At 51.2% G+C, this 20,824-nt stretch carries 16 protein-coding genes; 5 read left to right on the top strand and 11 right to left on the bottom strand.

Going from position 1 to position 20,824, the window contains the following annotated elements; translation table 11 throughout:
* Window positions 1-30: 30 nt before the first annotated feature.
* The 7 genes from V9K92_RS17925 to V9K92_RS17895 form a co-directional block, all read right to left on the bottom strand.
* Window positions 31-1,467: an aspartate aminotransferase family protein gene (locus V9K92_RS17925; protein WP_336439832.1), complete on the bottom strand. Its 1,437-nt coding sequence runs from the start codon at window positions 1,465-1,467 to the stop codon at window positions 31-33.
* A 12-nt stretch (window positions 1,468-1,479) separates the two neighbouring features.
* The gene (locus tag V9K92_RS17920) at window positions 1,480-2,475 is read right to left on the bottom strand and encodes an NAD-dependent epimerase/dehydratase family protein (RefSeq protein WP_337354561.1); all 996 of its coding nucleotides are present in this window, start codon (window positions 2,473-2,475) and stop codon (window positions 1,480-1,482) included.
* Window positions 2,476-2,488: 13 nt separating this feature from the next.
* Complete coding sequence (locus V9K92_RS17915) at window positions 2,489-2,917, bottom strand: EamA family transporter (protein ID WP_337354560.1); 429 nt, start codon at window positions 2,915-2,917, stop codon at window positions 2,489-2,491.
* A gap of 84 nt (window positions 2,918-3,001) precedes the next feature.
* A complete protein-coding gene (locus V9K92_RS17910; RefSeq protein WP_337354559.1) occupies window positions 3,002-4,324 on the bottom strand; it encodes an FAD-binding oxidoreductase in 1,323 nt (440 codons plus the stop codon).
* Window positions 4,321-5,757: a UbiA family prenyltransferase gene (locus tag V9K92_RS17905; RefSeq protein ID WP_443094481.1), complete on the bottom strand. Its 1,437-nt coding sequence runs from the start codon at window positions 5,755-5,757 to the stop codon at window positions 4,321-4,323. The genes V9K92_RS17910 and V9K92_RS17905 overlap by 4 nt, the downstream gene beginning before the upstream one ends.
* Before the next feature lie 206 nt (window positions 5,758-5,963).
* The gene (locus tag V9K92_RS17900) at window positions 5,964-6,227 is read right to left on the bottom strand and encodes a hypothetical protein (protein ID WP_115052638.1); all 264 of its coding nucleotides are present in this window, start codon (window positions 6,225-6,227) and stop codon (window positions 5,964-5,966) included.
* Between the two features lie 127 nt (window positions 6,228-6,354).
* Complete coding sequence (locus V9K92_RS17895; protein WP_337354557.1) at window positions 6,355-8,814, bottom strand: mechanosensitive ion channel family protein; 2,460 nt, start codon at window positions 8,812-8,814, stop codon at window positions 6,355-6,357.
* Window positions 8,815-9,077: 263 nt separating this feature from the next.
* Between V9K92_RS17895 and V9K92_RS17890 the strand changes: the two genes are divergently transcribed.
* Genes V9K92_RS17890 through V9K92_RS17880 form a run of 3 tightly spaced genes read left to right on the top strand, consistent with a single transcriptional unit; the run spans window position 9,078 to window position 12,920 of the window.
* Window positions 9,078-9,353 carry a sarcosine oxidase subunit delta gene (locus V9K92_RS17890; protein WP_115052637.1) on the top strand — a complete coding sequence of 92 codons (276 nt, stop codon included), beginning with the start codon at window positions 9,078-9,080 and terminating at the stop codon, window positions 9,351-9,353.
* Complete coding sequence (locus V9K92_RS17885) at window positions 9,353-12,340, top strand: sarcosine oxidase subunit alpha family protein (RefSeq protein WP_337354556.1); 2,988 nt, start codon at window positions 9,353-9,355, stop codon at window positions 12,338-12,340. The genes V9K92_RS17890 and V9K92_RS17885 overlap by 1 nt, the downstream gene beginning before the upstream one ends.
* Window positions 12,333-12,920 (top strand): sarcosine oxidase subunit gamma, encoded by a 588-nt coding sequence (locus V9K92_RS17880; protein WP_337354555.1) that lies wholly within the window; start codon window positions 12,333-12,335, stop codon window positions 12,918-12,920. The genes V9K92_RS17885 and V9K92_RS17880 overlap by 8 nt, the downstream gene beginning before the upstream one ends.
* A gap of 2 nt (window positions 12,921-12,922) precedes the next feature.
* On the opposite strand, the gene V9K92_RS17875 is transcribed toward V9K92_RS17880, so the two are convergent.
* The 4 genes from V9K92_RS17875 to V9K92_RS17860 form a co-directional block, all read right to left on the bottom strand.
* Window positions 12,923-14,134 (bottom strand): NAD(P)/FAD-dependent oxidoreductase, encoded by a 1,212-nt coding sequence (locus V9K92_RS17875; RefSeq protein WP_307286020.1) that lies wholly within the window; start codon window positions 14,132-14,134, stop codon window positions 12,923-12,925.
* A 56-nt stretch (window positions 14,135-14,190) separates the two neighbouring features.
* Window positions 14,191-15,498 (bottom strand): guanine deaminase, encoded by a 1,308-nt coding sequence (gene guaD, locus V9K92_RS17870; RefSeq protein WP_337354554.1) that lies wholly within the window; start codon window positions 15,496-15,498, stop codon window positions 14,191-14,193.
* Entirely contained in the window at window positions 15,491-16,723 is a 1,233-nt protein-coding gene (locus tag V9K92_RS17865) for a urate hydroxylase PuuD (protein ID WP_337354553.1), read from the bottom strand. Before V9K92_RS17865 ends, guaD begins: the two co-directional genes overlap by 8 nt.
* A gap of 66 nt (window positions 16,724-16,789) precedes the next feature.
* A complete protein-coding gene (locus tag V9K92_RS17860) occupies window positions 16,790-17,497 on the bottom strand; it encodes a 2OG-Fe(II) oxygenase (protein WP_115052631.1) in 708 nt (235 codons plus the stop codon).
* Between the two features lie 195 nt (window positions 17,498-17,692).
* Between V9K92_RS17860 and V9K92_RS17855 the strand changes: the two genes are divergently transcribed.
* Both V9K92_RS17855 and secD read left to right on the top strand, forming a co-directional pair.
* On the top strand, window positions 17,693-18,118 hold the full coding sequence (locus V9K92_RS17855; protein WP_307286033.1) for a hypothetical protein: 426 nt from the start codon (window positions 17,693-17,695) through the stop codon (window positions 18,116-18,118).
* Between the two features lie 92 nt (window positions 18,119-18,210).
* The gene (gene secD, locus V9K92_RS17850) at window positions 18,211-20,745 is read left to right on the top strand and encodes a protein translocase subunit SecD (RefSeq protein WP_115052629.1); all 2,535 of its coding nucleotides are present in this window, start codon (window positions 18,211-18,213) and stop codon (window positions 20,743-20,745) included.
* Window positions 20,746-20,824 lie beyond the last annotated feature (79 nt).

The following is a 20,824-nucleotide window of genomic DNA, read 5'->3' as shown; positions in this document are numbered from 1 at the left end:
CCGGCTTCCCTAAAAGAATTATCGCGGCGGCTATTTCACTTGGGCTTTCACGAAATCCTTCACAATCCGCACAATCCCACGCGAAAGAACCTCATCCAACGCCTTGATGAACTCATCGACATGTTCGCGCTCACAGATCAATGGAGGTTCCAGTCGGACAACATTGCGATTGTACTCGGTGAAGGCAACCAGCACGCCATGGTCGCGCAGTAAATGACTTCCGATAAAGCCAGGAAGCGAACCTTTAAGCTTATCATCGAGTACGGCCAATACCGGGCGTAACACCATGGGAACGGTTTTGGAGAAGTCATGGAACTCCAGGCCAACCATAAGGCCCTTGCCGCGCACATCCTTGATCATAGCTGGATGCTTTGCTTTCAACTCTTCAAGCTTACTCAGGAGATAAGCGCCCGTCGCTGCTGAATTGGCGATCAGATTATCATCGTAGAGAATATTTATCGCTTCGATCGAAGTTACGCATGCTTCCCCGATACCTCCGAAAGTGGCCATGGCATGGATCATAGCGGTCTTCGGCGTGCCATAGGCTTTCATATAGACATCGCGCCGGGCGATCATCGCCCCGACCGCCGCTTTGCCTCCACCCAGCGACTTGGCCAATGCGGTGACATCCGGAACCACGCCGGCATGTTCAAAAGCATAGAATTTGCCGGATCGGCCAAAACCACACTGAACTTCGTCGGCAACCCAAAGTACGCCATATTGATCGCAAAGCGCTCGTAGTTTTTGCCAATATTCGTTCGGAGCCTGAATAATGCCGCCGCCGCCCTGAATCGTCTCCAGAACAATGACGCCAATCTCTGGATCCGACTTGAAAGCATTTTCTACGGCATTGATATCGCCGAAGGGCACGCGGATCGTATTGTCAACCAGCTTGAATTCGCCACGGTAAAGCGAACCGTCCGTAATAGACAGGACGCCCTTGGTCTTGCCGTGAAACGAGTTTTCGGCATAAACAATCTTGGGTTTCTTTGGGCCTGCCGCACGCTCGGCAACCTTGATGGCCGCTTCCATCGCTTCAGAGCCAGACGAGCCCAGAAATACCATATCCAGATCGCCAGGCGAACATGCTGCCAGATTATGAGCGAGCGCGCTGGCATATTGCGACATGAAGGCGATTGCAATTTCCTGCCGCTTCTCATCTTGAAATTTTTTGCGTGCTTCCACGATCTTCGGGTGGTTGTGACCGAATGCAAGCGATCCGAATCCTCCGAAGAAATCGAGGATCGCTCGCCCGTTCTGATCGTAATAATACATCCCCTCAGCTCGTTCGATCTTGATCTTGTGAAAGCCAAGCAACTTCATGAAGTGAAGTTGTCCCGGATTGAGATGCTTTGTGAAGATTTCTGTCATGCGTGGCAAAGTCATTGCCTTGGCATCATCGACTGACAACAGGTTCGGCCGGATAACCGACGTATCGGCTTTTGTCATTTCTTGAACGTTACTCATCGCCATTCCCCGTTAATGCGCTGCCATTGGCGCTTTGCCTTCTTTGACCAGCCGGTATTCTTTATAGGCCGCAATCAGCATGTCCTCGTCCCGATGCTTTGGAATCCAACCCAATTGTCTTTCCGCCTTCGAAACATCAAGCACGCACATTTCATCAGCGATCAGATATTGCTCGGGATCCATGATGGGCATGTTGATCATGTCGAAAAAATCCAGCGTGCGTTTCACCGCCCAAGCCGGTGTCGGCACAAGCAATGATTTAGAATCAGCGAACCTCACAAGATCGCCCAGAAGCTTGCGAACCGGTGGCGGGTTGAGTGAACCAAGATTATAAGCTTCGTTTGGAACACCTGCCTTCCAACCTGCATAGGCCGCATCCGCGCAATCAAACACGGAAATGAACTGATAAGGGTTTTTGCCAGAACCGATCATTGGAACAGGCAGATTGTAATCCACCAGCTTGAAGAGCTTTTCCAGGATACCAAGCCGCCCGGGACCGATAATCAAGCGGGGCCGAAACAAGGAGATGTTCATCCCACGCTTGCGCCACTCGGTCGCCAGCTCCTCTGTCTTCCACTTTGACAATCCGTATTCGCCAAGTGGAGCAGCCGGATGTTCCTCGGTTTGTGGCCAAACATATGTATGGCCGTAAATCATATCCGTCGTGTAGTGCACCAGCTTGTTGGCGCCAGCCTTATCCAAAGCCTTGATGATATTTTCGGTCCCGTAATAGTTTACAGGGAAAAAGAAATCATGTCGCTTTGCCCTGACCTGTAACGGCGACAGCATTTTCGCTGACAGGTTGTACACCATGTCATCAGCTTTAATTCCGACGTTGGCAATTGCACTGGTGTCTGTGACATCGCATTGCACGAACTGGACGTCGCCATAATGTGGCAGACTGCTCTTAACGATATCGGCGACAAGCACCTCTTCGCCTTCTGCCGCAAGCTTTGGTGCGAGATGCCGCCCGACAAACCCGTCACCACCAAAAATAATATGTCTCATGCCTCGGTTCCACTTATGATGGTGTGTTTAGCGTTGACGATTTCTCAGCATCCGGTGCCGATCCGCTATCGTGACCGCCTTGTGCGATAAGGATTGTGCCCACCATAATAAATGCAATTCCCGCAAGCTTGTATGCTCCAAGCTCTTCCTTGAACAACGCCCAGGCGATGACCGCCACGACGACGTAAGCAAGGCTTAGAAATGGATAAGCGTAGGAAAGATCAACCTTTGAAAGCACAAAGAGATGGGACGCCATGGAAATGACAAACATGAAAAGCCCGGCAAATACCCACGGATTGAATACAATCTGAAAGACGCGTTGGATAATTGTGTCGGTACTGAAGCTGATTGGTCCCAAGCTTATCATTCCATATTTTAGCAGGACCTGGGCAGCCGCGTTTGTCATCACCGTAAACAGAATGAACGGGATATACTTAGTCATTGAAATGTCCCCTTATGTCCTCCGATCGATAACAATCCTGTCTTGAGAACACACCAAGCACATTGTTAAAGTTTGATGCTTTCATCACATTGCTCCAGCCAAGGCAGTTCGCTGCCAAAAGTTCGAATTGATTTCTGGGTCCCGCTCCTGATCAAGTTCCTTCCAGCGCGGAAAGCCGGCTTTGAAAACCGCAGCGCTCATTCGTTGGTCCTTATAAGGATTGACCCGCCCCCCACTGGCAATTGTCATCCGGTCAAGTTCAGCCAGCAAGCCAAGCGTGCGGCGACCGCGATTGGGGAAATCCACGGTGAGAGTGTAGCCCGCTTGAGGAAAGGAAAGGATTCCAGGGGATTGAATATCACCGAACCTTTTCAACACCGTGAGAAAAGAGCTTTGCCCGGCATCGCGCGTGGCTTTTAGCATGTTTGGTATTACGGATGGTGCCGCGGCTTCAGGAATGACACTTTGATGCTGAAAGAGACCGGCTTTGCCGTACAGCCTGTTCCAATTTAAAACCTGATCAAGCGGATAAAAGAAGTTTTGATAACCGCTCAGATGTGACTTCTGTTGACGGCCCTTCAGATTATAATAAGCGGCATTGAACAGCTTTAGGCTGGGGTAATTCAACGCGGAAATCGGGAGGTCGAATGGTACATTCAACCGGCCGGGTTTTGTACTCACCGCGAAATTGCCATTGTCAGCATGATTACCACTTATGAGTACGCCTCTGCCAGCATCAGCACCAGAGGCCAGCTGATCAACCCAGGCTACAGAATATTCATTGTCCGCATCGGCCTGAACGGCAAGGCTGAAATACTCTCCCAAACTCCTAAAGGGGCGGATACGCTCAAGGACATCCAGAGACCCGACCTTCATAAGCTGAACCGTCGCAGCAAGAATGACGCCAGTCAGACCCAGACCACCGATTGTGGCCTCGAAAAGCCGGGAATTCGTTTCGGGCGAGCATGTGATCGTGGAACCATCTGACCTGAGAAGCTCAAAGCGCTCAACATGACAGCCAAATGTTCCACGCCGGTGATGATTTTTGCCGTGGACGTCGTTGGCTATCGCACCGCCCAATGTTACAAAGCGCGTGCCCGGCGTAACCGGCAGGAAATAACCGTGCTTTGCTCCGATGGTTATGATGCTGGAAAGCATTATTCCGGCTTGCGCCGTCAGACGACCAGTGTTGGCGTCAAACTCAATGAGTTGATCGCTGCCACGCATATCGATCAGCGTTCCTTGATCATTATGGCAGGAGTCGCCGTAAGACTTTCCATTGCCAAACGCCAGAAAACCGCCCGGGTCATAACGCTGGTTTTCAAAAAGCTCTCGAGCTTGCTCAAGCGGAATAGCCACACGTTGACGTCTGTCGATCAACCCAAAACTGTTATAATTTCCAGTCACGAGCGCATACCGCCATAAAGAAGGAGAGCAGCTCCGATAGCTATTACAACCTGGCTGCGCCAATCCGATATGATAAACACAACCGGGTCGTCATGCATTTCACCTCTATATGCCAATATCCAGATGCGAATGTTGAGGTAGAGTACGATTGGGCACAGCGGCCAGATCATCCATGGATAAGCGTAAAGACTTACGACGGCGTCACTGTCCACATACAGCGCCAGAACGAGGGCCGCAGCGAATGCCGAAGCGATTCCGCATTGAGCAATAACTTCACGATCAGCGCGCCGGTATCCCCTGCCCGCAATGCGATTATTTTCCTCAACGACAGAATTTTTTAGTTCCACATATCGCTTCACCAGTGCCAGCGACAAAAAGAAGAATGATGAAAATGCCAACAACCAGAACGAGCCTTCAGTCTGATTGGCCGCTGCACCCGCAAGAATACGCAAAGTATATAGCCCTGCGAGGGTAAAAACATCCACCAGCAACATTCGTTTTATTGAGATTGAATAGGCCGTGGTCGTGATCAGATAACCTGCTAGCACGGCACCAAAAGTCCAGTGCAGTTGCGATGCGAGCAGACCCGCTATCAGGAGAAGCGACGCAGCAACAACAAGGCCGAAACGAATAGAAAAAGCACCGCTGGCGAAAGCACGGTTCTTCTTGCGGGCATGCTGTCGGTCAAGCGGAAGATCGAACAAGTCATTGATAATGTAGATTGCCGAGGCTGCAGCGGAAAACGCAAAGAACGCAAAGATGGAATTTACGATTACCTGCCATTCCATCAACATATGGTCTAAAATGGCCGGAACAAATATCAGCGTGTTCTTCATCCATTGGTGGACCCGAAGCATCTTCAGGAATGTTTTGAAGTTGGTTTTGGGTGCTTCGAAGACCCGGGTAGAATGCATTTGTTGCCATTTGCGTGCTGCCCGATCCGGGGCGACCACGATGACCTCGCTCGCTGCATCGAACACCGGCAGGTCAGCACGACTGTTTCCGGCATAAGCGAACTTCACATTATCGTAGGTTTCCAACAAAAACGCTGCTTTGTGTGCCGTCAGGTTGCGGTTTTCATCGGTCGCATAAACCGCATCGAATATCCCAAGATGCCCGGCGATACTGTCTGCGAAGCTGCGTGCCGAACCGGTGGCGAGCACCAGTCTGCGGCCTTGATCGCGTTCCTGCCTTAGATATTCAACAAACTCAGATCGATAAGGCAATGTTGAGGGATCAATAGTAACGCGCTGCGATATCTGATGTTTTAGATTTGCTTTCCCTTTGAGTAACCAAACCGGCAAAAGAAAAACGTAGAGCATATTCTTCTTCAGTAACTGAAACACACTTTCCCAAAGAAGATCGGTCGCTATCAGCGTGCCATCAAGGTCTACGACCAAGTCCAAAACTTTGTTACTCGAAGGAGAATCTATCACGACAAATCCCTGGAGTCCTGCACGTGCGGGACATTTACATTATTCATTGGTGCAGTGCTTACCGTAAAAGATAAAATGAACAATGAACTTATCTAGCAGGGGCGAGTTCTTCGGGGAAAGTAATAGCGACAGTAAATCAACAATTAAAAAAACCGGCTGAAGGACTCAGCCGGCCTATAAAATAGTTATCTGATTTGTAGAATCTACTTGATGGTGGCTTTGCCGCCTTTGATCTCGACGGTTTCACCGCCGGTCAATGCCTCACGGTCGCCATTGGAAAATGTAACAAAGCAACCATTGCTGCAAAAATCGACAGTCTCGCCAGCTCCCACCTGAAGCTCGGTCTTGCTCGAACCTTCCGTGACAACAATTGTCTGAGCAGATGAATCGCCATTTGTGATACTGGCGGCAAAAGCCGACCCGGCAGAGATGGCACTCATAAGAATAGCAATAGCAACCTTGTTCATATCCATTCCAGTGTTACCACCGTCCCTGTTACCAAGAGTCAAACTTACTCTTTCACAAACAGTTATAGCGGCAACAAACTGAACGGCAACTGAACACTCCGTTATTTTGCCTTCATTCTGCCAAGGTCTAAACAGGTTTGGGTTTCGGCTTCTTGCCCTCAGACGTGATCTCGGCCTTGATCCTGCTGGTCAATGCTTCAATCAGAACATCTGCCTCTTCCAGATTAAGCTTCACGTCTCGTGCCGGGTAGGGAATTTCTATCCCCTCCTCGGCAAAACGATCAATCATCGCGAACCGGATATCGTTCTGAACGGTGCCGGAGTTTGACAGATCGGCAAGATGAACGCGCAGTTCAAAATCCATCGTAGAAGGTGTTAATGCCTTGAAGGCTACGAACGGTTCGGGGTTTTTGAGCACGAGAGGTTGTGCCCGTGCGATTTCCATCAACACATCATAAACGCGTTTAGGGTCCGACTTGTAGGAAACGCCAACCGAAATTTCGACACGGCCCAATTTGTTGCGATGGGTCCAGTTGCCGACATTGCCGTTAATAAACGAAGAGTTCGGGATAATTATTGACTGGCGCTGGAAGGTTTCCACCTCGGTTGCGCGCACGCTGATCTTCTTCACAATACCGCCAACGCCGGCCGTTTCGATCCAGTCTCCTACTTTGAACGGACGCTCGGCCAGAAGGATAAGACCGGAAACGAAGTTGGACACGATCGCCTGCATACCAAAACCGATACCCAGTGATAGACCACCAGCAACCAGAGCGAGACTTGATAGATTGATACCAGCGGCTGAAATACCAATTACACCTGCTATACCCAGGCCCAGATAACCAACTGCGGTGCGGATGGAATTGCGCACGCCGGAATCGAGCTTGCCACGCGCCATGACTTTTGTATCGAGCCATCCCTGAAACCAACGCGTGAAGGCATAGAACATTGCAAACAGCAAAATGCCTATGGCAATCGCCACAAGCGAGATGTTGACTGATCCGATCTGAAAGCCAGTGGCGACATTGAGGAACCAGGCCGTCATTTCGCTCCACTGGAAGCCCCACAACAGCAATATAACCGGTATGCCCAACAGGAGGACAAACACATAAATAACAATACTGGCTGCAAGCCCAAGCTGGTCCAGCGTTGTTTCATCCATACCAAAACGGGTTTGAATAGCCCTACCAAACACTGTGCTTGATAGAGCATTTTCGTCTGACACGGCCCGAGCGGTCAGAAAGCCGAGATACATTGTAACAACAACTGCACCATTTATAACGACTTGCTGCGAAACAAAACGCGCAAGCCCGATATAACCAAGCAGGGCAGCAACAACCGGCAATAATGCGATAATGTATAGAGAGTAGCTTATCGTCTTGGGCCATGGCTTGACCTTACCCGTTTCCTGATCTTCCAGCGGTTTTAGCAAGGCGATCGAAAAGATGAGAAGACCAACCAATATTGTGGCAAAGAGGCTTTTGGCCACTGTCAGTGACAAAGGCGATGTTGCGATCTGGTTAATTGTGTCCGCCAGATAATCCAAGCCCGTGATGGTGGCGGTTGCCGTAATGAGAACCATCAATATGCGACCGGGCCGAGGAGCAACCCGCACAAGCCGCCAATTGGGCGCGCCCGGACAGATAACCGCCTGGGCCAAGGCGTGAACAAAATAGACGATCCCGATAACGCTGAATAAAGTGTAGAAAAGAGAAGCAATATCTTCTCTGAGGACATTGAAATAGTCGAGAAAGAAATAGGTGGTGGCAAGGAAAACCACAACGGTGAGCGAGCGCATAAGGGTTGACCAGAATGCCACTGCCAACCGGCTAAGATATGAGGGAGCCTCAACCGTTGCATCGCGCAAATAAAGATGACCCAAGACTCGCTGCCCGCCAATCAACAGCACCAATGCTGTTACGGCAGCCATTCCTGCCGCCGCCAGCATGGATTGCCATTTGAATGCGATAACAAAGCGCCACCATGATGATATGCGCTGGTTCATCGTTTGCAGTTCGCGGCCGTAAGCTTCCGCCACTTCGCTCCCCAGCGAATAATTTATATCGACGCGTTGAGACAGTGTGTTCGCAAACAGCTCCCGCCTGGCATCGCTGATAGCATCAACCATTTTGTTAACGGCGATCAACTGATCCTCGGTTTCTCCAAGAACAGCATTGATTTCCGCTTTTTCGGTTGTCAGTCTTGTCCGCTCGTCAGTGACAATCTGCGCCTCGGCCGGTTGCCCTTGTGCGGGAGGCTGACCCAATTGTTCCAAACGCGAGTTGATTTCAGTCAATCGAGGACGAAATGATACGCCGATCTCGAGAAGCTTTTTTGCCGTCGCTTCCAAGTCAAGACGTAGATCGGCCAGTGCAGCATCTGCATCTGCTTTGTCCTTGAACTTCTGCTGATAACCGGAGATCTGCTTTTTTAGATCATCGATGAGGGGACGCTGTTCGGCAACAATGCCAGAACTAGCAGCGGCGACTGGCTGCTCAGCAGTCTGGGCCCACGTCGAATGTGTTTGTAAGGCGACGGCCAGAAGCATTGCGAAGGCGAGAATAATTTGCCGAAATGAAGAAATCACAGGTTCAAATCCATGCAGGGGAGTTTCATTGTCGACTTGCCCCCTCTTCTCGGCACAATCAAGGCGTGATCAAGAAAAACGGGGTCGGTTCCATGACAGTCATCGCCGCTATACTGATGATTGTACCCGGCTGACAATAGCATATTGTTAAAACCGCGGTTCGCGTCTTTGCAAAAGCCTACATATCCTGTCTTCTGTTTGTACGCGATTCACGCCACCATCATAATAATAACTCCAGCGATTCGCTTATCGGACATGAAACAATGATTATCAAATGCCCCTATTGTGGTCCGCGCGACGTTATTGAGTTTACCTATCAGGGCGACGCGACCCGCAAGAGGCCTGATCCAAGTTCGACAGACCAAAACCTATGGAATGCTTATATTTACGATCGTTCCAATCCCGCAAAATCCCATCGCGAATTCTGGCTGCATACGGGCGGTTGCCGTCAGCATCTGGTCGTTACCCGCGATATGTCGACCCATTCGATTTCATCGGTTGGCTTTGCTCGCGACAGTAAACACGCGGGAGATCAGTGATGACAAGTTCGCGACTTCCAAATGGCGGGCAGATTGAGCGCGCTAAATCCTTTGGATTTACATTCGACGGCAGGGCCTATAGCGGCCATCCAGGTGACACACTCGCTTCGGCATTGCTTGCCAATGGCGTCACGCTTTTTGGACGCTCTTTCAAATATCATCGTCCGCGCGGCTTACTTGCAGCAGGCAGTGATGAACCTAATGCGCTGGTCACAATCATTTCAGGCGATGTTCGCGAGCCGAATGTGCGAGCCACCGAGCTGGAAATTTTTGATGGCCTTGCCGTTCAAAGCCAGAACCGTTTTCCGTCGCTTGAACATGATCTGATGGCCGTCAACCAGCTGGCAGGCTCGCTTCTCTCAGCAGGTTTCTACTATAAAACCTTTATGGGCCCGGCGATTGGCCCGTTGAAAAGCACTCGCTTCTGGATGTTTTGCGAACGGTTTATCCGGCGCGCGGCGGGGCTTGGAAAAGCAGGCATCGCCGCTGATCCAGACCGCTACGAGCGAATGAATGCATTTTGCGATGTGCTTGTAGTAGGGAGCGGCCCCGCAGGCCTTATCGCCGCTGAAGCCGCAGCCGCAACCGGAGCACGGGTTATTATTGCGGAAGAGCGACCTGTCGCTGGTGGCTCTCTATTAGCTTCCGGCGAAATTATTGACGGACGTAATCCGGCAGTTTGGGCACGCGAAAAAGCCGAGGCCCTTGCAACTCTCCCGAACGTTCGCTTTCTGACCCGCACCTCTGTCTGGGGATATTATGACGGAAACGTTTTAACAGCTGTCCAGCGCGTTTCTGATCACAAGCCAAACCGAACCAAGGGACAACCGCGCCAACGTCATTGGGTAATTCGCGCGGGTAAAACCATTCTCGCAACAGGCGCGTTTGAACGTCCAATCGTTTTCCCCGGCAATGATTGTCCCGGAGTCATGCTGGCCGACGCTGTACGCCGCTTTGCTGTCGAGTATGGCGTGGCGGCGGGAAAGAACGTTGCCTTCTTCACCAATAATGACAGCGCCTATGACGCAGCGCGAACATTGTCACTGGCTGGCATTGCAGTAACCACTATTGTCGACGTCCGTCCCGACATATCTGGCGCTTGCAGGGATATTGCCAATATTCTCGGTGCTGAATTGCTACTCGGATCGGCCGTCACCGGCACCCATGCTGGAAAATCCTTAAGCGCTATAACTGTCCAGCATTTCAATATGACGACAGGACGGATATCTGGTGCTCCACGGGAGATAAAAACTGACTGTCTGGGTGTATCCGGTGGGTGGTCGCCGGTCATTCACCTTGCTAGCCAAGCCGGTGGAAAACCCGAGTGGGATGAGGATTTACAAGCTTTCCTCGCGCCAGAACCCAACCAGAACTGGGTCGTCACCGGGTCAGCTGCTGGCTACATGGATACAATCAGCGTTCTTTCAGATGCGGCCACCAAGGGCTCGGCCAAAAGCAGACTTGTTCTGCCGAGTGTGGAGGCACCCATGCTGGATAGTTCTCCTGCACCAGTCTTTGAGATCGAACCAGCCGGAAAATCGCAGAAAGCTTTTGTCGATTTTCAGCATGACGTAACCGCAAGTGATATTCGCCTCGCCTATCGCGAAGGTTTTCATTCGGTCGAGCATCTCAAACGCTATACCACTCTTGGCATGGCAACAGATCAGGGCAAGACTTCAAATGTCCCCGGCCTTGCCATCATGGCCGACATTCGCGGCATCTCAATTCCTGATGCTGGCACTACGAGATTTCGTGCGCCATTTACGCCTGTGTCCATGGGCGCCATCGCTGGAGAGCGCTATGGTGATCTGCGCCCCCATCGGCTGACTCCAATGCATGATTGGCACATCTCGAATGGCGCCAAGACCTACGAAGCCGGCCTTTGGCATCGTCCCATGATCTATGGTAGCCACGGCGAAACCATTGAGCAGGCATATACGCGCGAAGCCCGCGCCGTGCGTGAGGGCGTTGGCATTGTCGATGTATCTACATTGGGCAAGATCGATATTCAGGGGCCCGACGCGGCGGAATTTCTCGACCGTGTTTATACCAATATGTTCTCGACGCTTCCTGTCGGAAAGGCGCGCTACGGTCTCATGCTGCGTGAGGATGGTATCGTTTTTGATGACGGCACCACATGGCGTCTTGGCGAAACCCAATTTTTGATGACAACCACGACGGCCAATGCCGGTCCGGTCATGCAACATCTGGAATATTATCTCGACTGCGTATGGCCGGAACTGCGTGTCCATCTCACATCCGTAACCGACGTTTGGGCTGGAGCCGCTATTTCAGGCCCCAAATCGCGTTCCGTGCTCGAAACATGCGTTGCCGGAACCAAAGTGGACAATACGGCCTTGCCATTTATGGGTATTGTTCATGGTCGCATTGCCGATATTCCGGTGATGATCTGCCGTCTGTCGTTCTCTGGGGAACTGGCTTACGAAGTCTATTCTGGCGCTGGGCATGGAACGCGTATTTGGGAGGCGCTTATAGCTGCGGGTAAACAATTCGACATTGTCCCCTATGGATTGGAAGCACTTGGAACATTGCGTATCGAAAAGGGTCACGTGACGGGCGCGGAGATTGATGGGCGAACCACAGCACATGATCTTCATCTTGGCTGGATGCTCTCAAAGAAAAAAACCTATATTGGCTCGGCCATGATTAATCGACCCGGCCTGAAAGACGAGCATCGGTTATCACTTGTCGGTCTTATTTCGCTCGATAATCAATCAATCAACGGGGGTAGTCACATTGTGTCAGATAAGACGCCCCGCGAACCCGCCGACAGCTTCGGTCACGTAACGGCTGCGTGTTATTCGCCGGCGTTGGGCAAATACATCGCATTAGCACTGGTCAAACATGGAACATCGATGATCGGAAAACGAGCCTTCGCTACCGATCTCCTGCGCGACAAGCACGGCGCGGTCGAGATCGTGAGCCACCACATGTTCGACAAGGATGGGAGCCGGATGCATGGTTGATCTTCAATCACCGCTTGGGGTCACGTTTATCCCGGGAGATCATGGCAATGCTGCTGGCGGCGTTGGCATAACATTGCATGAGCGGACCAACATTTCTCTCATTCAGGTGACCGCCTGGAACAACACCATTCCAACGGTTTTAACGGCAATTGGCAGTGCGACCGGTGTTATCGTTCAAAATAAGCCCGGGCATGGCCGGGTTGCTGGCGAAAAATCTGTTTTTGGTTTTGCGCCAGGACGTTTCATGGTTACGGGAGCAACTCCAGATCTTGAGCAGCGATTGCGCGCTGCCATTTCGACCGATCTTGGAACAATCGTTGCGTTAACGCATGGGCGTACGGTTATTCGTATAAGCGGATCGCGCGTGGAATGGGTGCTAGCCAAGCTGTTTGCACTGGATTTCTCCGAACATGCTTTTCCTGTCGGAACCGGCCGGGCAACATTACATCACGACATTCATACTCTGATCCAACGTATAGACGAAAATAGTTTTGATCTTTACGTTTTCCGCTCTTTTGCGCGTTCCTTCTGGTTAACCCTTAGGCACGCAGCCGAAGAGGTCGGCTATCGTGTGGAATAGTCTTATTTGAATGCAAAGACATCTTCGTCGGGGTGACCATCTCCGCTTATCAGCCCGCGGATGACCTGTGATGCAACCATGGAAAATGTGATGCCGTTACCGCCATATCCGAGAACTGCATAGCATCGATCCATTCCGGGAATTGCGCCAATAAAGGGCAATCCGGTAGTGCTTGAGCCAAAACTTCCTGTCCAAGCGTAATCGGCTTCGGCTATTGATTTGGGGAACATCTTTTTGAGTTTAGTCAATAGAGTATGAGTTTTGGATGAGAGCTTGGCATCACGTTTTCTCTCGTCTTCGAATTCCTCATCTTCACCCCCAACTATAATTCGTCCGTCCTGCGTCGTCCGCATGTAAAGATAGGGATCGGAAGCCTCCCAAATGAGGCAGCGTTCTGGCCATAGCCTTTCAGGTTGCGGCACAGTCGCAAGTGCCCATGTCGAAATAATACGGTGTCCTTTTTTTGGTATGTGCGCGGGTAGTTCATAGCCGGTCGCTGATACAAGATATTTGCAGCGGATTTTCCGACCTTCAACGGTTGTCGCCAGAACATCGCGCGATCTTGGCTCAACATTTGCCACTTCAACAGGAGCATAAATGTGAGCTCCCCTATCAATTGCCTTTTTCAAGTAGCCAAGGGCAAGCTTACGGGGGTTAGCCTCGATATTATCAAAGCTCATAAGTGCTGCCTCACGGTCTATTCCAAATCTTGTCTGAAGGTCAGCTTGGGAGAGGAATGTCGTCTCAATACCTGCTCGCTGGCGGGCAAGAAATTCCCGATGCAGCCCCTTCGCATCCAGCACATCACCAGCGATGTAAAGCGAATCCCTATTCTTCATTTCACACGAAATGCCCAAATTTCGAGTTCGCTCTCGCATCGCATCGACCGCCAGTTTCGAGCATCGCCATGCGCGTTCGGCGTTGTTTAGGCCGATGCGCTTTGCCAATTTATGCAACGGCATATCAATCTCGAATTGTAACAAGGCTGTGCTCGCCGGTGTCGAACCCATCACTGGTTTGCGACGATCGAAAATTGCCACACTATAGCCAGCCTCCGTAAGATTCTCGGCTATAAGTGCACCGCTTATCCCCGCACCGATAACGGCGATATCGATACTGATATCATCCATTAAAGCATCAAATTTCACGCCTGTTGCGGGTTTACCCAACCAGATTGGCTGGCCGGTTCTCAAACGCCGATGCTGTGTTGTCATGAAAATTCCCGAACGATGCAGTGCTCGTTCGAAACGTCCGACACCAAGCTTCGTTCCTAGGTCAACGTGCTTTTGGATGCTTTTCCTGTTACGTAGACTTCTGCAACACTTCTGTCGTCACCCATCGTTTGCAACAACATCAGCTCTTCGACCAACGTCTCGATCGTCTCCATCCGCACGCGCATGGCGGATGTGGCGCGTGCGTCAAGAACAACGCAATCAGCCTCCGCACCAGGTTTGAATGATCCGATAACACCGTCCAAAGATAAAGCACGAGCGTTGCCAAGCGTCGCCTGATAGAAGGATCTGAGCGGATGATACCGCTGCCCTTGGATGTTTAGTATCTTATAGCCCTCATCCATTGTGCGTAGCATCGAATAGGATGTACCTCCTCCAACGTCCGTGGCGAGTGCATTCCGGACATTTGATTTTTTCAATCGGCCAAGATCGAAAAGCCCGCTACCAATAAAGAGATTTGAGGTTGGACAGAAGACTGCAACTGATTTGCTATTGGCGATGGCACCAATCTCGGCATCGGTCAGGTGAATGCAGTGACCAAGCAATGTCTTGGGACCAAGCAACCCGTAATGTTCGTAAACATTGGTATAATCACGGCTCCAGGGGAAGAGTTCTGCAACGAAAGCGATCTCAGCCATATTTTCGCACAGATGTGTCTGCACGTGCAGTTGAGGAAATTCACGCACCAGCGCGCCACTCATCTCGAGCTGTTCGGGTGTCGATGTCGGTGCGAACCGTGGCGTTATAGCGTAAAGCTGACGACCCTTCCCATGCCACTCATTGATCAGAGCCTTGGTCTCGTCATAACCCGACTGCGGCGTATCCAGCAGACCTGATGGCGCATTGCGATCCATCATCACCTTGCCCGCGACCATACGCATATTGCGCTTATGCGCCTCAGTAAAGAAGGCTTGGACGGACGCTTTATGCACAGAACAATAGGCGGCGGCAGTCGTCGTCCCATGCCGGATTAGCTCATCAAAAAAAGCGGAGGCTATTCGTTCCGGATGTCCTTGATTTGCAAATTTTTGCTCCTCGACAAAGGTATATTTATCGAGCCATTCTAATAATGCCCCGGCATAGGATCCTATCACCTGCATCTGGGGATAATGAATATGGCAATCAATAAAACCTGGCACGATAAGATGCGGGTGATGGTCTACGACTTCGACATTTCGTCCCTCGCCTGCCCGCAAAGCTGAATAGTCGTCCAGTGCAACTATTTTGCCATTTCGTATCAGCAGACCACCGTCTTCTATATATGCGTACGTATCCGTGCTGGCTTCGCCTTCCAAAGGTTCATCGTGGAAAGTCAGGACCCGTCCGCGGAGTAATATTTCAGTCATTTGCCGGTTTTCTCAATGTTCCATCACGATACCACGCAACGATTTGCGCACGTTCATCATCGGTTATCCGGGTCAGATTACCGGGAGGCATTGCATGGCTCACCCCGGCCTGAATGTAAATCTCGTTGGCATGGGTCGCGATCAGTTCGGCTGTGTCGAGGCGCACGCCCTTTGGGGGCAGCATAATACCTTCCCAAGACGGCTCTGCGGCATGGCACATTGAACAACGTCCCATGACAGTATCCCGAACGTGCTCGAAATTACGTGCTGCAAGAAATGGTTGAGCAGCGCGAGAAACCTTTTCCTCTCCAGTCAGCACTTTGGGCACAGTCGACAGCCAGATGACAATTATGAAAAGAATGGTTGTTGCAAGCCACGTCCAATGCGGATTGCCCTTTCCCGCATGTTTGGAATTGAAATAATGCCGGATAAGAACACCCATGATGAAGATCAGCGCGGCAATAACCCAATTAAACTGCGTGGAATGCGCAAGGGGGTAGTGATTGGACAGCATCAGGAAAATGACTGGGAGCGTCAGATAATTATTGTGTGTTGATCGCTGTTTTGCTTGTTTCCCAAGCTTTGGATCAGGTGTCTTTCCAGCGATGAGATCAGCAACAACGATTTTCTGATTAGGGATAATCAACAGGAAAACATTGCCTGACATAATTGTCGCGGTGAAAGCGCCGAGATGCAGAAAAGCAGCCCGTCCGGTAAAGAGATGCGTGTAACCCCAAGCCATAAAAGCGATCACCCCATAAAGAACGATCATCAGTGCGGTATCGTTGGAGGCAAGCGGAGAACGGCACAGCAGATCATAAATCAGCCAGCCGATAAAAAGCGAAACAAGGGATATTAAAATCGCGACGGGCGTCGACACATCCAAGACATTGGGATCTATCAAATAAAGATCGGCACCCGCATAATAAACGATGCAAAGCAATGTAAATCCGGAGAGCCAAGTGGCATAGGATTCCCATTTGAACCAGATCAGATGCTCAGGCATATTGGGCGGCGCGACCATGTACTTTTGAATGTGATAGAAGCCACCGCCATGGACCTGCCATTCTTCACCATTTACTCCTTGGGGCAGATTGGCGTGGCGTCGCAGACCAAGATCAAGAGCAATGAAATAGAATGACGACCCTATCCACGCAATGGCTGTGATCACATGTAGCCAACGGGCAGCAAAACTGAGCCATTCCCAGAAAATCAGATAATCCATCGACACCCCACACGTCCCATACCGCGCTACAATGCGGTCGTTCGCGAGCCGATGCAACTGGTCCGGCTATCGGGAATCGTGGAAAATAATCCCTAACGTATTCCGCTGTCCCCAACGCAAACGGCTTACGCCGTGACGCATATTCACGCGGTAATATCCTCGCGAGCCTTTAACCGGGCGTTGACTGACCGGAAAGATCACCGCATCGCCCTGTTTAAGAGAAACGACTTCAGCACGCGATTGCATCCGTGGGCGCTGCTCGGTCAGAACGAACTCGCCTCCGCTGAAATCATCCCAAGGTTGTGACAATAGAATCGCAACCTGTAGCGGAAAAGTGTGTTCACCATAAATATCCTGATGCATGCAATTATAGTCGCCTTCGCGATATTGCAGAAGAAGTGGCGTGGGGCGGTCTTGCCCAGCCGCATGGCATCTTTCAACAAAGGCCTTGTGCTGATCGGGATAGCGAATGTCGATGCCCATCCATTCGTTCCAACGATTTGCGATTTTTGCCAACGGTGGATAAAGCGTGGAGCGCAGTTCCTGGATGACATCCGGTAGCGGGTAGTTGTAATATTTATACTCGCCACGCCCAAAGCCATGTCGCGCCATGACAATGCGCTTCCGGAACTGGTTATCATCTTTATATGCGATTGCGATCTGTCGAGTTTCTGCTTGAGACAGCAGACCGGGCAGCAGCGCGCAGCCGAAATCATCGAGTTCAGTTTCGGCCGCGGCCCAGTTTATTTTGGAAGTATCCAATTTATGTAACACGTAAATCTCCTCAGTTCTTATCCGGGAGCAGCGTGCCGCATTGTGGATATTCTTCCACCCGTTTCCTGCTGAACGCCATATTTTGCTGGCATTTACACATTACACGACGATTTTAAGTGACTCGGGGAGTCAGACTTCATAAAGAAGGACGCAGCGAGGTGCTTTGCACCCCGCTCTGTTTTTACGGGATAAACCATGAATTTGTTTGGAAATAGGAAGACGGGAACACGCGGCACTGCTCCGCTCCTGATTTCTATTTTCTGGATTCTCTCCACTCTTAGCGCGACATTTGGTGCTGGCTGTGTGGTCGATCGCGATGCAAATATCTCATCAACGGATATTCGCACCCCCATAAAGAACACGACACGAATCGCTCGTGAAGTTGATAGCTCATCCGTGCCAGCCCAGCGACCATTGCGGGTCGTTGCTCTCGAAACGCTGCATCTGAAGATAAAAAGCGGATTGCACGCTGACGCCGGATCACAAGACGGACTTTTGCCCGGAGAATCGCAACTCGTTATAGTTCAAAAAGTTGTGGCAGAGCCAGAACAGCTTGGGTCCAGTCGAATACTGGATTATCATTCATTTTTCAGCGCTAGAGCGCCGCCGCTCACCGCTTGATATCTCCGTTTCTCATCAGGGAAATGATGAACCAAATTCCGGCAGCCGTCAGTCAAGGCAGCGTGCCCCGCTTTTCGTAATGGAACACAGATATGCGCACTTCTAGATGGGTTCTTTGGACCTATATTTTTATTATCCTTGCGGGCATTGTTCTTGCCTTCCCTAATATGTTCACCAAGGCACAGCTTGATGCGATGCCGAACTGGCTTCCTAAAAAACAGGTTGCGCTCGGTCTCGATCTTCGCGGCGGCTCCTATCTTGTCCTGGAAGTCGATGCTGCCGCGCTGAAAAAGGATCGCATTCGTTCCATCCTGGATGATGCCCGCGGTCGTTTGCGCACAGCAAAAATTCAACCACAATCTGTTCGGATCGCTGGCGACAGCGTTGTCGTTACAATCACCGATCCTGCACAGCGTGATGCCGCGACGACAGCACTTCGCGAGCTGACGACACAGGTTGCGCAGATCGGATTTGCGGCGCCGGTTAGCGACATTGATATCGCAACCAATGACAACCAAATCCGCCTCACGCTTACTGATGCGGGCATGAAGGATAAGCTCGACAATGCGCTGACCCAGAGCTTGGAGATCGTTCGTCGACGTGTTGACCAGGTCGGCGTTGCCGAACCATCCATCCAGCGCGTCGGTTCAGACCGTATCGTTGTCCAGCTTCCAGGGCTACAGGATCCAAGCCAATTGCGCGCGCTGCTCGGCAGCACTGCCAAAATGACGTTCCATATGGTTGCCGACCGCAACACAGGGGAAGCACCTCCCCCGGGCGTTTCCATTCTTCCTGACGCTAAAGAGCCGGGCGTGACTTATCCCGTCGAAGATCGCGTTGCACTTAGCGGTGAACGCCTCACGGACGCACGCGCCGCTTTTGATCAGCAGACCAACCAGCCGATCATATCCTTTCGGTTTGACAATATTGGTGCCCGTCAATTTGCCGAGATAACAAGCCAGAATGTCGGCCGTCCCTTCGCGATTGTACTTGACGGGAAAGTCCTGACAGCGCCTGTCATTCAGGTACCGATCACCGGCGGTTCAGGCCAAATAACCGGCAATTTCACCGTTCAGGACACTGTTACTACTGCCGCTCTTCTTCGCGCAGGCGCTCTGCCTGCACCTCTGACCGTCATTGAAGAACGAACTGTTGGTCCGGATCTTGGCGGCGACGTCATCAAAATGGGCCTTTTGACCGGTTTGATTGGCTTTGCGCTTGTCGTCGGCTTTATCTTCATTCTTTACAGTGGCTGGGGTCTGATCGCCAATTTTGCTCTTGCACTGAATGTTATTCTGACATTCGGAATTCTGAGTTTGATCGGCGCAACGCTTACACTCCCCGGCATCGCCGCTATTATCCTTGGTATCGGCTTTGCGGTCGACGCAAACATCCTTATCAACGAGCGTATCCGCGAGGAGGCGCGCAAAGGCATAGGCGCGATGGCCGCAGTGGATCGTGGCTTTAAGCTTGCCTATTCGACCATTATTGATGCCAATGCCACGCATCTTATCGCAACCTTCCTCCTGTTCCTTTTCGGCACCGGGCCTGTACGCGGTTTTGCGATTACAATGATCATTGGCGCACTCGTGTCCATGTTCACAGCGGTTACGGTGGTTCGCATCATCACGATGGCTATCGTTCGCCGCCGCAAGATGAAGACAATTCACATCGAGCACCTGTTCAAGCTTGTGCCAGAAAACACCAATATCTCTTTCATGAATGCTCGATTCTTCGGCATTGGTGTTTCTATCTTTCTCTCCATCGCATCCATCATTCTGTTTATCCATCCCGGCCTCAATTATGGTATCGATTTCAAGGGTGGTATCCAGGTCGAAGTCACCACATCCAAACCAGCGGAACTCGCTTCGATGCGCGAAAAGCTGGAAGGATTGGGACTCGGTGAAGTCGCATTGCAGCAAGCTGGCGGCGATAGCCAGGTCCTGATCCGCGTGCAGCGTCAGGAAGGTGGCGAAGAGGCGCAGACTGCAGCTGTAACAAAGGTCAAAGCTGCTGTTGAAGAGCTTGATCCGGGTGTAAAGATTGAGCGTTCCGAAGTTGTTGGACCGAAAGTCAGTGGAGAACTGGCGCGTTCAGGTATTATCGCGGTTGTTCTCGCCAGCCTTGCAATGCTGCTTTACATTTGGTGGCGTTTTGAATGGCACTTTGCCTTGGGCGCCATTGCGACCCTGATCCTCGACACAACGAAAACAGTCGGCTTCTTTGCCCTGTTGGGTCTCGATTTCAACCTAACAGCCATCGCGGCATTGTTGACGATTATCGGTTATTCCGTGAACGATAAGGTGGTCGTCTATGATCGAATGCGCGAAAATTTGCGAATCCACAAAAAGATGCCTCTACGCCAGATCATCGATCTGTCGATCAACCAGACCTTGGCGCGTTGTATCTACACGTCCTTGACCGTCTTCCTCGCCATGCTGCCAATGGCAATCTGGGGCGGAAAAGCAGTAGAGAACTTTGCGCTCCCTATGTTGTTTGGCGTCATTATCGCAACGAGTTCATCGCTGTTTATCGCAGCGCCAATCTTGCTCCTTCTCGGGACATGGTGGGAAAAGAACCACGCCCATCGCATCGGTTCTACTGACAAGGCAGTCACCCAAGGCTGAAAGCGCGCAATTTAATATTTGTCGCTAAATATTTGCGGCGCATGGAAAAAATCGCCTTTCCTGCGCCGCAAAACAACGA

The sequence above is a fragment of the Phyllobacterium sp. CCNWLW109 genome (assembly GCF_037203905.1).
GTDB lineage: Bacteria > Pseudomonadota > Alphaproteobacteria > Rhizobiales > Rhizobiaceae > Phyllobacterium > Phyllobacterium ifriqiyense.
Note: the sequence above shows the minus strand (reverse complement) of the source record. Positions and strands in the feature narration are given on the sequence as shown.

Bases quoted from the DNA above. Each gene is read 5' to 3' on its own strand.
- V9K92_RS17925 (WP_336439832.1), bottom strand. From the start codon at position 1,467: ATGAGTAACGTTCAAGAAATGACAAAAGCCGATACGTCGGTTATCCGG.
- V9K92_RS17920 (WP_337354561.1), bottom strand. From the start codon at position 2,475: ATGAGACATATTATTTTTGGTGGTGACGGGTTTGTCGGGCGGCATCTC.
- V9K92_RS17915 (WP_337354560.1), bottom strand. From the start codon at position 2,917: ATGACTAAGTATATCCCGTTCATTCTGTTTACGGTGATGACAAACGCG.
- V9K92_RS17900 (WP_115052638.1), bottom strand. From the start codon at position 6,227: ATGAACAAGGTTGCTATTGCTATTCTTATGAGTGCCATCTCTGCCGGG.
- V9K92_RS17890 (WP_115052637.1), top strand. From the start codon at position 9,078: ATGATTATCAAATGCCCCTATTGTGGTCCGCGCGACGTTATTGAGTTT.
- V9K92_RS17885 (WP_337354556.1), top strand. From the start codon at position 9,353: ATGACAAGTTCGCGACTTCCAAATGGCGGGCAGATTGAGCGCGCTAAA.
- V9K92_RS17880 (WP_337354555.1), top strand. From the start codon at position 12,333: ATGGTTGATCTTCAATCACCGCTTGGGGTCACGTTTATCCCGGGAGAT.
- V9K92_RS17875 (WP_307286020.1), bottom strand. From the start codon at position 14,134: ATGACAACACAGCATCGGCGTTTGAGAACCGGCCAGCCAATCTGGTTG.
- guaD (WP_337354554.1), bottom strand. From the start codon at position 15,498: ATGACTGAAATATTACTCCGCGGACGGGTCCTGACTTTCCACGATGAA.
- V9K92_RS17865 (WP_337354553.1), bottom strand. From the start codon at position 16,723: ATGGATTATCTGATTTTCTGGGAATGGCTCAGTTTTGCTGCCCGTTGG.
- V9K92_RS17855 (WP_307286033.1), top strand. From the start codon at position 17,693: ATGAATTTGTTTGGAAATAGGAAGACGGGAACACGCGGCACTGCTCCG.
- secD (WP_115052629.1), top strand. From the start codon at position 18,211: ATGCGCACTTCTAGATGGGTTCTTTGGACCTATATTTTTATTATCCTT.